This is a genomic window from Pectobacterium peruviense (genome assembly GCF_002847345.1).
Classification (GTDB): Bacteria; Pseudomonadota; Gammaproteobacteria; order Enterobacterales; family Enterobacteriaceae; genus Pectobacterium; species Pectobacterium peruviense.
Map to the genome: position 1 here is coordinate 41,038 of NZ_LXFV01000004.1, position 14,128 is coordinate 55,165.

Below are 14,128 nucleotides of genomic sequence, written 5' to 3' on the forward strand. Positions count from 1 at the left end.
AAAACGGCTAAAAGATGACGCTTTTAGCCGTTTGAGTGAACACCGTCGCGGTACGGAGAGAGTATATACCCCAGATAATTCACGTTGCAGGGAAGCAGCTTGAAGTATGACGGGTACGGCACCGCGGCGGTCTACTGAGTGTAATAACCGTTGGGAAGCCGCGTCAATAGCGGTACGGCTAACCACTTCCCCCCCTTCTACGTTGTGGGCACCCCACAGTGAGAACGATGACGATTTTATTGAAGAAGGAACATCCCATGCCCGCCCCCCGTCCGGCCTCATCAGGCAGGGAGATTATTGACGCGCTGGCCGCCTATCGTCAGGGGTTCTGGGGAATTGGCCTGTTCAGCGCCGTCATCAACCTGCTGATGCTGGCACCAGCCATTTATATGCTTCAGGTCTATGACCGCGTACTGCCGTCCAGCAGCACCATGACGCTGGCGATGCTGACGATCATTATGCTGGTCCTGTTTTTATTGATGGGACTATTGGAATGGATACGCAGCGCCGTGGTCATTCGCCTCGGTACACAGATGGATATGCGTTTAAATCAGCGTGTCTACAATGCGGCATTTGAAAGCAACCTCAAGAACGGAACGGCAGGTGCCGGACAAGCCTTAAACGATCTTACTGCCCTGCGTCAGTTCGCCACTGGGAACGCGCTGTTCGCTTTCTTTGATGCGCCGTGGTTTCCCGTTTATCTCTTAGTGATCTTCTTACTGCATCCCTGGCTGGGCGTCATGGCGCTGGCGGGGGCTATCGTGCTGATTGTACTCGCCTGGCTGAATCAAAAACTGACGCGCGAACCGCTGGCATTAGCCGCACAAAACACCGTTCAGGCGACGCATCAAGCCAATGCCAACCTGCGCAACGCCGACGCTATCGAAGCGATGGGAATGCTGCCTGCTATGCGCGAACGCTGGCTGACACAGCATAAAGCGTTTCTCTATTATCAGAATGTTGCCAGCGAAAAGAGCGCCAACATTACCTCACTGACGAAGAGCACCCGGCTAGCGCTTCAGTCGCTAATGCTAGGTTTGGGCGCACTGCTGGCCGTCAACGGCGATATCACACCCGGTATGATGATTGCGGGTTCCATTCTGGTAGGTCGCGTGCTCAGCCCGATCGATCAGATCATTGGCGTCTGGAAACAGTGGATGCAGGCGCGTCTCGCCTGGCAGCGAGTCAATATCTTGCTCGATAACCACCCCGCGCGACCTGCTGGCATGGCACTGCCCGCACCAGTGGGTAAACTTCAGGTGGAACAACTCAGCGCCAACGCGCCCAACACTCGCACTCCCATCCTCGCCAATATCACATTTGAACTGGCTCCCGGCGATGTACTCGGCGTCTTAGGCCCGTCTGGTTCAGGGAAATCCACCCTCGCCCGCCTGCTGGTTGCCGCCATGCCGGCCCTCGGCGGTAAAGTCAGGCTGGACGGTGCCGACATGCATCAATGGGATAAAGGTGACGTAGGCCATTTCGTCGGATACTTGCCGCAGGATGTGCAGCTTTTCAGCGGGACGATTGCTGAAAATATCGCGCGCTTCACTCAACCGGATCCCGAGAAGATTGTCGCCGCCGCCATCACGGCAGGCGTTCACGAGATGATTCTACGACTGCCGCAGGGCTACGATACACTGTTGGGCGAAGGTGGTGCCGGGCTGTCCGGCGGACAGAAACAGCGCGTCGCCCTTGCCAGAACCATTTACAACCAACCACGCCTGATCGTGATGGATGAACCGAATGCCAGTCTGGATGACGACGGCGAGAAAGCCTTATTAGCCGCGATTGCCGCGCAGCAGGAAGCCAAAAGCACGCAGGTGCTGATCACGCATAAACCCGCCCTGTTGTCCTGCGCCAATAAGCTGTTAGTCCTGCGCGCTGGGCAGATCCAGTATTTCGGCGCAACAGAACAGGTGCTGAAAGAACTACAGCGTGCCAAGCCCGCTAATACGTCTATGACCAAACCGATGACTAAACCCATCAGCACCAAACCCGCACCGGTTAAAACAGCAGACGCCGCGAATGCCTTTAGCCCAAAGGAGCACAGTTCAACGGGTCTCAGCATGGTGTACAGCGCGCCGACGCCTCGCCGTGCCGCACCGGATAAATGAGGCTTAGCACATCGCTCACCAACTCCTGTCGTCAGGAAAGCATCTCGGAAAGAAGAGGATAACCATGTCCGCGTTACGCGAAGTCACATCACAGCCGACAGCCCCTCAGCATCCAGTGGAGGATAATGTCGCAGCGATGCCGTTACATACCGATGCCGGACGCTATTTAAAGCACGGACTCTGGCTGGTTCTGGCTGGTTTTGGTGGCCTGCTGCTCTGGGCTGGCATGGCACCGTTAGATAAAGGCGTCGCGGTATCCGGTCGGGTCGTCGTCGCAGATAACCGCAAAGCAGTACAACCCGTCAGTAGCGGACGCATCGCCTCGCTTACCGTGCGGGATGGCGATCGTGTGCAGGCCGGGCAAATTCTTGCCACGCTGGATCAAACGCCCGCTCAGGCGCAGCGCGATAATTTAGCCACGCAGTTGCAGGAAGCACACGCAGGCGAAGCGCGCCTGTTGGCGGAACGCGACGATCTGAGCACGATCCGCTTCCCTGCCGCCACAGAGCAATACAGTACCGTCACACAACAGATCCAGATCGCCCAGCAGCAGCTCTTCATCAGCCGTCGTGCCGCGCTGCAACAGGAACGCGCCGCCATGCAGGCTGCAATAATTGGGGCAAAAGCGCAGTCGCAGGGTTCACAGGCGTTGCTTGCCAGCAGTCAAACGCAGTTTCAGATCGTCAATGAACAGCTACGCGGGCTACGTCCATTAGCACAAGAAGGCTATATCGCCCGTAATCGCCTGCTGGACGTCGAGCGACAGGCCGCTCAGTTGGCAGGCGCGATTGCGCAGGAACGCAATAACCAGGTGCAACTCCAGCAGCAGGTCGTCGAGTTGGAACAAAGGATCCAGCAAAATCAGAACGAATATCAAAAAGACGTGCGCGCCCAGCTCGCCGATACCCAGCGTTCTATTCAGGATCTCACCCAGCGGCTGAAAACCGCGGAGTATGAGCTTCAGCACACACACATTCGCGCACCCGCCAGCGGTACGGTAGTCGGACTGGCGCTGCACACCGAAGGCGGCGTGGTGAATAGCGGGCAGATGCTGATGGAAATCGTTCCCGATGGGCAACCGTTATTAATTGACGCACAACTGCCTATCGAGCTGGTGGATAGAGTCAATAACGGGTTGCCGGTCGAGCTACTATTTTCTGCTTTCAATCAAAGCACCACGCCGCGTATTTCCGGCGTTGTCGCACTCATCGGTGCCGACCAGTTAGTCGAGCAACAGACAGGAAAACCGTATTACGCCTTGCGTATTCACGTCGATGAACACGGTAAGCAGCAACTTGCTGGACTAGATGTTCGCCCCGGTATGCCAGTGGAAGCCTTTATTCGTACTGGCGAGCGCTCCCTGCTCAACTACCTGTTCAAACCACTTTCCGATCGCCTGCATCTGGCGCTGACCGAGGAATAACCATGCTGCGCCTTTCATCTATTTACCGCGCGGCGATCCGCTCCTGCTATACCGTACCCGTTTATGCCGCTTCTTTCTTCCTCGCGCTGATCTACAGCGCACCGAGTCAGGCGCTGGGGTTAATGGAAGCCTGGCAGCATGCGCTGACGCACGATCCCGCTTTTCAGGCTGCCGTGCATGCACGCAACGCCGACAGCGAAGAGAAAAACATCGGGCGTGCCGGACTGTTGCCGAAAGTCACCTATGACTACAACCAGTCCCGCAACGATTCTACTGTCACCACTGGCGGCCAACAATCGGAGCGGGATTACACCAGCCGCGCTTCCAGCTTTTCCCTGCAACAACCGCTGATCGACTACGCGGCGTGGTCGCGCTATCAACAGGGTGAAGCTAGCGCGGTGCTGGCGGACGAACAACTGCGCGATGCTAGCCAGCAGTTACTGGTACGTCTGTTTCAGGCCTACACCAACGTGCTGTTTAGCCGTGAGCAGATTACGCTGGTTCAGGCACAACAACGTGCTTATCGCGAGCAGTATCAGTTGAATCAACGTCTCTTCCAGCAAGGGGAAGGCACCCGCACCGATATGCTGGAAACCGAGGCGCGGGTCAATCTGACGGAGGCGCAGCTCATCGAAGCGCAGGACAATCTGGATATCAGCCTGCGCGAACTGGAAACCTTGCTGGGGATGCCCGTTGGCGTGGAGCAGCTTGCGGCGTTAACCCCGCACTTCACACCGCAGCCGCTTCAGCCTTCGGGCTATCAGCATTGGAAATCACTGGCGTTACGTCACAACGCTCAGCTACTGGCGCTGAACCAATCGCTGGCCGTGGCGAAATACGGCATTGAGCGTAACCGGGCAGGCCACCTGCCGCAGGTCACGCTGGTCGCCAGCACCCGCAACACGCAGTCAGATACCGAAAACAGCTACAACCAGAAATACGATACGCGCTCGATTGGCATCCGCGTCAGCGTACCCATTTTTGCGGGCGGCGGCGTTTCTGCGGCGACGCGTCAGGCGAAGGAGCGCTATCAGCAAACCGCGCGGGAAAAAGATGAGCAAACGGCAACCATTCAGACGGAATTGCGTCGCCAGTTTAATTTGGTCACCAGCAGTCAGGCGAAAATCCGCGCCTATGAACTGGCGGAAAAATCTGCGCTAGCGCTGGTCACTGCGACCCAGAAGAGCGTTCAGGGTGGGGAACGAGTGAATCTTGACGTGCTGAATGCCGAACAGCAGCTTTACGGCGCACGACGCGACCTGACCGAGGCACGTTATACTTGGCTGACGGCCTGGCTACAGCTGCGTTACTACGCAGGCACGCTAGATGAACAGACACTGCGTCAGTTAGCGACCTATTTCGTGCATATCTAGCGGCATAAAGGGTGCAGATTGAAAGAAGACAGGGTCGCTGACGTGCTAATATTTGGCCATATTCGTCTTTGAAATGAAAATAGTTTGCATCCAGATATTCTATAAAACTTATAGAAATTTTATATTAATAACTAATCACACTATAAAGAACGCTTCTCTTCGCATCTAATGCAAACATAGCAGAAAACACGTTAGCTATATTCTTGAGATAAATAGCAGTGACGTAGCCACCATTTTTATTTTTCGACTATCCAGCTATGGTCTGGCGTTGACTTCATTACCAAAAAGGGATTCATTTTATCATTTTTAAACTAATCATTTAAAAACAACGAAATATGAACAAATACTCCATTAGAGGTAGAAGGATTGGCATTAAGGTATGGTTTTTTGTGGTGATCGTTAACGAAAATAAAAAATAAAACCACACAAACCACAACAAAATAAAAACAGGAATTTAATCACTATTAAAAACGCCCCAACAATCATTAACAACTGCGCCAACTAACGCTCACCTCAATCATTAATAAATTAAAATTACACTTAAAAAACTAAAGAAACCAGAAAGGTATGATTATTGCGAGCGAGATCTTTTATTTTCATGAAATAGGACAAAGGTAAAAATTAATAGATTTAGATCAAGAAAACAAATAACAACCCGTCCATATAGTACCCGCAGTAAAAACCAACTTATTTTAATTCTAACTAATCAGTTCATTAACTACTCTAAATAATTCAAGTTTCAGGAAGGCGGCAAGAGAAAGAATCCCGATGAGCTTACTCAAGTAAGTGATTCGGGTGAGTGAACGCGGCCAACGTACATGCAACTTGAAGTATGACGAGTATATTGAGCAATTCAATGGGGCTACTATGGATTTCATCATTCAATTAGTCATTGTCCTTATCTGCCTTTTTTATGGGGCAAGAAAAGGCGGGATCGCGCTGGGTTTATTAGGCGGGGTCGGACTCGTTATTCTGGTCTTTATCTTTAAACTGCAACCGGGTAAACCACCCGTTGACGTCATGCTGGTTATCATTGCCGTGGTAGCCGCATCGGCAACACTTCAGGCATCAGGCGGGCTGGATGTCATGCTACAACTCGCGGAGCGTATGCTGAGACGTAACCCAAAATACGTTTCGATTATCGCGCCGTTTGTCACCTGTATTCTGACTATCCTGTGCGGCACAGGACACGTGGTGTATACCATCCTGCCGATTATTTATGATGTCGCCATCAAAAATAATATTCGACCTGAAAGGCCGATGGCTGCCAGTTCAATCGGCGCACAGATGGGGATTATTGCCAGCCCGGTATCCGTTGCGGTTGTCTCGCTGGTTGCCATGTTGGCTAATTTCACCTTCCAGGGTAAACATCTGGGCTTCCTCGACCTGCTGTCTATTACCATCCCTTCTACCCTGCTGGGTATTCTGGCGATAGGGATTTTCAGTTGGTTCCGCGGTAAGGATCTGGACAAGGATGAAGATTTCCAGAAATTCATCGCCGATCCAGAAAACAAGCAGTATGTGTATGGTGATACCGCCACGCTGCTGGACAGAAAATTGCCGCGCAGCAACTGGGTCGCCATGTGGATCTTTTTGGCAACCATCGCTGCGGTAGCCGTTCTGGGTGCTGTTGAAGAATTGCGCCCAGTGTTCGCTGGCAAGCCGCTGTCGATGGTGCTGGTGATTCAGATGTTTATGCTGCTCTCCGGCGCTATCATCATTATCGCAACCAAAACCAATCCGTCATCGATATCGAAAAACGAAGTGTTCCGTTCGGGGATGATTGCCATCGTCGCGGTATACGGTATCGCCTGGATGGCGGAAACCATGTTCGGTGCGCATCTGGAAGAGATCAAAGCCACGCTCGGGTCGTTGGTGAAAGTCTATCCTTGGGCTTACGCCATTATCTTGCTGATCGTGTCCAAGTTCGTTAACTCGCAGGCGGCAGCGCTGGCGGCGATTGTCCCTGTTGCACTGGCCATCGGCGTGGATCCGGCGTATATCGTGGCATCTGCACCAGCTTGCTATGGTTATTACATTCTGCCGACCTATCCAAGCGATCTGGCTGCTATCCAGTTCGACCGCTCCGGCACCACCAAAATCGGCCGTTTCGTTATCAACCACAGCTTCATTTTTCCTGGCTTGATCGGTGTGAGCACCTCTTGTGTATTTGGTTGGGTGTTCGCCGCGATGTACGGCTTCCTATAATTCGGTTCTCTATACCTAAAAGCCGTTCAGCAATGGGCGGCTTTTTTATGGCACGCCCCCTCACAAGCCATTGCAAGTGGCGTTGAAAAACCTATTTACTGAATGAAAACGGGAGTAACGGAATAGAAGAGTAAAGCGTCCGCGCCAGGGATGGCGCGGCTCGAGCTTACAGGGAAGTACTTGCAGCGTCTTTACGATCTATCCGTTACTACCGCTTGGTGACCTTTGTCAGCACTCTCAAAAACGCACTATGCGTTTTTTTATCTCTGTTGCCAGATGCGAACACAGGCCTGTGCCAATGCTCGTGTTGGATCGATGCTGATATCTCTCCAGCGTGACGCCACCGCCTCCAGCGCAGGAGGAACCTCCGTGCAGGCCAGCACCAGACGCTCTGCCCCGCGTTCCACCAACTGTGCCGCAAGCTGTTCTAACAAACGCCCACCGTGCTGGAGTTCGCTGCGTTTTACCGCATAGCACCCTGGCACGAAGAGTGTGGTCATTTCCTGCTCGTCCGGCACCACGGTTTCAGCATCTAGCTGCGTGGCAAAACGCTGCTGATACCATCCGGCATTTAGCGTCCCGTGGGTCGCGATCAGCCCGATTTTTTGCGGCACTTTCTTTGTCTTCGCAGGTTGTGTGATGACATGCAGCGTGGCATCGGCCATATGCACCAGCGGCGCATGACTTGCCTCAGCCAACGCATCAAACCAGTGGTGTGCCGTATTACACGGCACCACGATATGGCTGACCGATAAGCGATTAAGCTGCTGGACAGCATGCAATAGCGTCGGCAACGGCGATTCTCCGGTTCCTGCCAGCGCCTGCTGGCGGTCTGGTATCTGCGGCACATTCCAGACAATTACCGGCACATGATCCTGATCGCAGTTGGCAGGCGTTTCCTCAACGATCTTATGCAGCAGATCGACCGTTGCCAGAGGCCCCATGCCACCCAACACGCCAATCAGCGGTGTGCTCATTGTGCTGCCGTTTTTTCGAATAATTGGCGGTAGCCAAACAGCCCCGCTGAGCCACCGGTATGAATAAAGACGATGTTTTCATTGGCGCGAAAATGTCCCTGACGGATTAAATCGATCAGTCCCGCCATCCCTTTTCCTGAATAGACCGGATCGAGCAAAATCCCTTCCAACTGCGCTAACAGTCTGAGTGCTTCCAACGTTCCTTCAGTGGGAATACCATAGCCTTTGCCAACGTAGTCACTGTTTACCTGCACAGCGCTGCGCGACAGTTCGCCCGGAATACCCAGCAGTTGCCAGGTGCGCTGCGCTAACGCGTAAACATTCTCTTCCTGCTTTGCTTTGGGCGCTCTGACACTGATGCCTAACAGCGGAATCTGGCTATGTGTTGCCGCCAGTCCGGTAACCAATCCCGCTTGCGTACCCGTGCTGCCCGTCGCATGAACAATATGATCGATGCGCAAGCGCTGCTGACTAGACTGGAACAACAGTTCTTCCGCACAGGCGACATAGCCCAACGCGCCTACCGGACTGGAACCGCCACCGGGGATGACATAAGGCTTAAATCCTTCTTTACGCAGCGATTCCGCCAGTGTTTCCATCGCCTGCTGCATGTCCGTACCCGCAGGAAGGTGATCGATAATGTCACCGCCAAGCAGGTTATCCAGCAGCACGTTACCGGAGCGCTGATAATCTTCGCCATAATCCTCCACGCGCTTTTCCAATAGCACTTTGGTTTTCAGCCCCAGCTTTGCCGCCGCCGCAATGGTTTGCCGCACATGGTTAGACTGTGTCGCCCCCTGCGTGATGATGACGTCCGCACCCTGCTGCTGCGCATCGGCTAACAGGAACTCCAGCTTGCGGGTTTTATTCCCGCCGGTCGCCAGCCCTGTGGCATCGTCGCGTTTGATATAAATCGTCGGTCCGCCCAGATAAGCAGACAGGTTCGGCAACACTTCCAGCGGCGTAGGAAAATGACCCAGTGATAAACGGGGGAATCGGGCAAGATGCATAATATTCTCCTGAAATTCGGATTACAGATTGAGGTGACGACGCGCTTCTTCACGAACGCGATGTAAAATACGCTGCTTCAATGCGGCGTAGTCAGGATGCTGAGCCAGAGTTTCAATGTCTCTTTCGCGGCCAAACGGCAGCGAGATCGCCTCCGCAATACGACCGGGACGCGCGGACATCACCAATATCCGGTCAGCTAAGAACAGCGCTTCGTCCACGTCATGCGTGACAAATAACAGCGTGGTGCCCGTTTTCTGCCAGGCAGAAAGCAGCAGTTCCTGCATCATCAAACGGGTTTGCGCATCCAGCGCACCAAACGGCTCATCCATCAGCAGCACCTCGGGATTCGGCAGCCAGGCACGCGCCAGCGCCACCCGCTGTTTCATTCCGCCAGAGAGCTGCCAGGGATAGTGCTGTTGGAATCCTTCCAGCCCGACCAGCGCCAGATAGTTTTCCGCATCACGCTGAAGCTGGGCTTTATTCGCACCCTGCATCCGTGGGCCAAACGTCACGTTTTCCAGCACCGTGAGCCAGGGAAATAAATTGGCCTGCTGAAATACCATGCCGCGCGAGGGTCCCGGACGTCGCACAGGTTCATCGCCGCACAGCACGCGCCCTTTATCGGCGGCTTCAAAACCGGCGATCATGTTGAGAATGGTTGACTTTCCGCAGCCGGAAGGACCCAGCAGCACCACGAATTCACCTTTGGCGATCTGGAGAGAGACGTCATCTAATACCGTTAGCGGGCCGCTTTGTGACGGAAACGTGAGGCTTACGCGTTCCACGACAATGTGTGGCGCATCAGGCTGAGCATGTTCTGTCATGATGATTTCCCTGCCCACGGTACGAAGACGCGCTGCGCACCGACCAACAGCAAATCGAGCGCATAGCCAATGCCGCCTAGTAATAAGATGCCCAACATAACGATATCGGTACGCAGATAGGCGCTGGCGTTCATCACCATCCAGCCAATGCCTGACGTAGCGGCGACCATTTCCGCCGCAATCAAGGACGTCCAGCCGATACCGATAGCCAGCCGCACCGTAGTGAACAATTCTGGCAACGTATCGGGTAAAACGACGTGGAAAAAGATCTGTCGGCGACTGGCACCGAGCGTTTGTGCTACGCGGATACGAGAACGTTCCACACGCTCAACTGCAGCACAGGCACCGACCACGACGCTGAGAAACGTCGCGATGAAGATCAGAAAGAATTTGGATGCCTCACCGATTCCCAGCCAGACCACCGCCAGAGGAATAAGTGCAATTTTAGGCAGCGGCCGGAGAAACTGAACGAAAGGATTAAAAACGGCAGCAGTCGGAGGCGATAGCCCCATCAACAGGCCAAGCGGGACGCCAAGAATAATGGCGATGCTGAAAGCGCTCAGCGCCCGAGCGACACTGACGGCAATATGTTCCCATAGCGATACCTGCCGGTAGCCGTCCTGCGCAAGCTCCCCGGCGGTCAGAATGATATCCGACAGCGGCGGTAGCAGCAGCGGATCTACCCACTGCTTCGCCCCCGCCAACTGCCACAACGCGAGCACCGCCGCCACAGACGTGATGCTCAATAACACATAAGACGTTCTTTTCACGACCCGTTAATTCCCTTTTGCAGCCTGCTTTAGATAAGAGGAATTAATCGAGTCGGCGAACGACGCAGGAATATCACGCTGGCGAACTTCGCCGATACTCTCCAGAAAATGCGCCGTTTTTGCGACTGCCTGACCGATGCCGCTCCGATCCGTGTTGTTACCGTCACCCAGCCATTGTGCCGTCGCCTGCTGTTCCAGCGTCGGGTATTCCAGCCCTGACAGCGTATTGGTTGCCGTCGTGACTGGCGCACCGACTTCTTTTGCCACAATTGCCGCCGCTTTTTCCGGATCCTGACGGAACTCATCCACTTTCAGTTGGTGCACCCGCAGGAAGCGTGCCACCGTTTCTGGATACTGCTGGGCAAAAGCCTTTCTGACCACGTAGTTGTTGTAAATCAGATAGCCATCTTTTTGCAGATCTTTGGTCGCAAAAATCGCATGTCCGGCGGAGGCTTCCAGCTCTTGCGCGAACGGCGCCCAGACGTAACCTGCATCAATATCGCCACGCTTCCATGCCGCTACCATCTCAGCCGGGCGTAGCGGAATAAGGGTAATCTTGCTGCGATCGAGTTTATTCACCGCGATTGCCGCTTCCAATGCGTACTGCGCCGTGGAATTTGGCGGATAAGCGACACGTTTACCTTCGATATCTTTCAGCGTAGTGATGCCAGACTTGGCAATTAGGCGTTCATACGTAGCGATCACGCCAGAGACGCCGACGATCTCCACAGGTAGTTTTCTGACAATACCGGCTGTCGCCGGGCTGGAACCAAAGTTGGCGATATCTATCGCATTACTGGCGAAATAATTCAGCGCATCAGCACCAGAAGCAAACTGTACCCACTTTACTGGCGCGCCCAATGCTTTTTGTAGCGAACCATCGGCTTTGGCTAAGACTAATACCTGTGAGCCACCGCTGTAGGCCACACGAACTTCATCAGGATGCTTTTCAGGAGCGTTGCTTTCTGCCGCCAGTACGGATGTGGTCATTAATAACAAGCCACCGACACCAACCGCACTCAATATATTTTTCATTGTTTTTCCCTATGGCGTTAAATAAGTAAAAATTTAAATAAGTTAATAAATTAATTCATCAGGCTACATTTTTATCTAAATAAGATAGTTGTCCCCAACTCACGTCATCGACAAAAATCCCGTTATCTAACCGCTGGCGATAGGTTTGTTTTTCTTTATCGCCTGGCAGTAATAATTCGTTATCATTGCGGGATTGGCGCACCCACTCTAATAAGGCCGGAATTTCCTGTTGATAGGTTGCCGCACCGCCTAATTTCTGCGGATCGATTAAAATCGACAGCATGCTGTTAATAATCTGCTTACCCTCACCTTTCGCCGTACGTTCGGTTTTCCCGCCGGTCAGCGCTGCGCCAAGCAGAGAACAAACCAGCGACAGCCCCGAACCTTTATGTTCGCCAAACGGTAGCAGTGCACCCAAAGGCTGTTCCATCAACCAACGCGGATCCACTGTCGGGTTACCTTCGTTATCAACGATGCAACCGGGCGCAACCGATTTGCCTTCATTCCACGCGATACGGGCTTTATTACCGGCAATCACGCTGGTAGCAAAATCCAGAATCACCGGATCGTCGTGTTCAACCGGAATACCGGCACAGAATGGGTTCGTTCCGAAACGCGCCTGCTGGCCCTGCCACGGCAGCACGACCGGTTTGGTATACACGTTGGCAAAGTGCAGCGACACCAGCCCAACCTCTGCGGCCTGTTCCGCCCATGCGCCAATACGCCCAAGATGGTGAGCATTTGCCAGGCTAACTACTGCCAGACCATGCGTTTGCGCACGTTCAATCCCTTCTGTCAGCGCCTGCTTCGCCACGACTTGCCCAAATCCCTGCTGACCATCAAACGAAACTAACGGGCCGAAATCCAGCGTTTTTTCTGCCTGTGCATGAGGCGATAACCCACCTTCTCGAATCGCGTCGATATAGCGCGGCAGCATACTCACGCCGTGCGAGTCATGCCCTTTCAGGCTGGATTCGACGAGGTTATCCGCCACAATTTCTGCAATTTCCGCGTCCACGTCATTTTCTGTCAGTCGGTCGCGTAAATAATCGCGTAAATAATGATGAGTAAAAACAGGCATATTTTTCTCGGCATACCACAATAACAATGAATATTGTAGCCACTATAACGCGCAGATTTTTATCCATAACTGACAAATAAGACTATCTATAGCGAATATTTAGCTAAGTCGGTTATTTACTTGTTTTCCCTTATGCATCGCCGATATAAATCATATTTATTCTAACTTATTCCAAAAAACACTTTATCAGCAACCCCCCAAGAAAATAGGATGTTTTCCTTAGTACATTATTTACAGCACGTTATTTATTTAAATATTAACCTGCCGTTTTTATTATTTATTTCATACCCTTTTTTATTACTGCTTAACCATGAGAGATAACAATAATGAATCACTCACTACCCGCGAAAAAATCGACGCGTTTCACACGCCTTGCCGCCATGATTGGCCTGACGTTAACGGCATTTGGTGCGAATGCGGAAGGCACCATTAGCATTGCACAGCAGTTTGGCATTGGTTATCTGATTCTGGATGTGGTGCGCGACCAGAGCCTGATAGAAAAGCACGGTAAGCAGCAAGGGCTGGATATCAAGGTAGACTGGCGCACGCTTTCTGGCGCGACGGCGATTAACGAAGCGTTGCTTTCCGGCGCACTGGATGTGGCCTCCGCGGGTGTTCCACCAATGCTGACAGTATGGGATCGCACGCAGGGTCGCCAGAATGTGAAAGCTATTGCCTCGCTCGGTTCCATGCCCAACTATTTACTCAGCAATAACCCGGCGGTGAAATCTATCCGCGACCTGAGCGATAAAGATCGTATCGCAGTACCTGCCGCAGGCGTCGGATTCCAGTCACGCACGTTGCAAATCGAAACGGCGAAACTCTACGGCGCACAAGATTTCAAACGCTTCGACAAGATTTCCGTCAGCCTGCCGCATCCCGATGCCAGCGCGGCACTTATCGCAGGTGGTTCCGAAATCAATGCTCATTTCTCCAGCCCACCTTTCCAATATCAGGCGCTGGAGCATGCCAATGTGCACAAAATTCTGAGCTCTTATGACGTACTCGGCGGTCAGGCGACGTTCAACGTGCTGTACACCACACAGAAATTCCATGACGAAAACCCGAAAACCTACCGCGCCTTCTATGAAGCCCTGAAAGAAGCCTCACAGATCATCAAGGCGGATAAAGCCGCCGCGGCCGAAACCTATATTCGGGTAGAGAAATCGAAGCTGAACCCTGAACTGGTGAAACGCATCGTCGCCGACCCCGAGATCGATTTTACCATCACCCCAGAACGCACCTACGTTTATGCCGAAAAGCTGCAACAGCTTGGCGTGTTGAAAAACAAAGCCGCCTCCTGGAAGGT

11 protein-coding genes are annotated in these 14,128 nt (G+C 53.0%); 5 read left to right on the forward strand and 6 right to left on the reverse strand.

Annotated features, from left to right (window positions below; translation table 11 throughout):
- Window positions 1-257 precede the first annotated feature (257 nt).
- The 4 genes from A0G03_RS04105 (at window position 258) to A0G03_RS04125 (ending at window position 7,121) form a co-directional block, all read left to right on the forward strand.
- Entirely contained in the window at window positions 258-2,117 is a 1,860-nt protein-coding gene (locus A0G03_RS04105; RefSeq protein WP_048261105.1) for a type I secretion system permease/ATPase, read from the forward strand.
- Between the two features lie 64 nt (window positions 2,118-2,181).
- Window positions 2,182-3,540 (forward strand): HlyD family type I secretion periplasmic adaptor subunit, encoded by a 1,359-nt coding sequence (locus A0G03_RS04110; RefSeq protein ID WP_048261107.1) that lies wholly within the window; start codon window positions 2,182-2,184, stop codon window positions 3,538-3,540.
- Between the two features lie 2 nt (window positions 3,541-3,542).
- Window positions 3,543-4,913, forward strand: a complete 1,371-nt coding sequence (locus tag A0G03_RS04115) for a TolC family outer membrane protein (protein ID WP_048261109.1) — start codon at window positions 3,543-3,545, stop codon at window positions 4,911-4,913.
- 867 nt (window positions 4,914-5,780) lie between these two features.
- Window positions 5,781-7,121 (forward strand): anaerobic C4-dicarboxylate transporter, encoded by a 1,341-nt coding sequence (locus tag A0G03_RS04125; RefSeq protein ID WP_039296103.1) that lies wholly within the window; start codon window positions 5,781-5,783, stop codon window positions 7,119-7,121.
- Window positions 7,122-7,381: 260 nt separating this feature from the next.
- Here the strand turns inward: A0G03_RS04125 and cuyB are convergent, their stop codons facing one another.
- The 6 genes from cuyB to A0G03_RS04155 are packed head-to-tail and all read right to left on the reverse strand — an operon-like array spanning window position 7,382 to window position 12,819.
- Window positions 7,382-8,098, reverse strand: coding sequence for a cysteate racemase (gene cuyB / locus A0G03_RS04130; RefSeq protein WP_048261111.1), 717 nt, complete (start codon window positions 8,096-8,098; stop codon window positions 7,382-7,384).
- Complete coding sequence (gene cuyA / locus A0G03_RS04135) at window positions 8,095-9,108, reverse strand: D-cysteate sulfo-lyase (protein WP_048261113.1); 1,014 nt, start codon at window positions 9,106-9,108, stop codon at window positions 8,095-8,097. Before cuyA ends, cuyB begins: the two co-directional genes overlap by 4 nt.
- Before the next feature lie 21 nt (window positions 9,109-9,129).
- Window positions 9,130-9,933 (reverse strand): ABC transporter ATP-binding protein, encoded by an 804-nt coding sequence (locus tag A0G03_RS04140; protein WP_048261116.1) that lies wholly within the window; start codon window positions 9,931-9,933, stop codon window positions 9,130-9,132.
- The gene (locus tag A0G03_RS04145; RefSeq protein WP_011093109.1) at window positions 9,930-10,703 is read right to left on the reverse strand and encodes an ABC transporter permease; all 774 of its coding nucleotides are present in this window, start codon (window positions 10,701-10,703) and stop codon (window positions 9,930-9,932) included. Before A0G03_RS04145 ends, A0G03_RS04140 begins: the two co-directional genes overlap by 4 nt.
- Before the next feature lie 6 nt (window positions 10,704-10,709).
- On the reverse strand, window positions 10,710-11,738 hold the full coding sequence (locus A0G03_RS04150) for a taurine ABC transporter substrate-binding protein (protein WP_048261118.1): 1,029 nt from the start codon (window positions 11,736-11,738) through the stop codon (window positions 10,710-10,712).
- Window positions 11,739-11,796: 58 nt separating this feature from the next.
- Window positions 11,797-12,819 carry a malate/lactate/ureidoglycolate dehydrogenase gene (locus A0G03_RS04155; RefSeq protein ID WP_048261120.1) on the reverse strand — a complete coding sequence of 341 codons (1,023 nt, stop codon included), beginning with the start codon at window positions 12,817-12,819 and terminating at the stop codon, window positions 11,797-11,799.
- A 326-nt stretch (window positions 12,820-13,145) separates the two neighbouring features.
- Between A0G03_RS04155 and A0G03_RS04160 the strand changes: the two genes are divergently transcribed.
- Window positions 13,146-14,128 (forward strand): ABC transporter substrate-binding protein (locus tag A0G03_RS04160; RefSeq protein ID WP_101749487.1); only part of this gene is annotated, 983 nt, incomplete at its 3' end.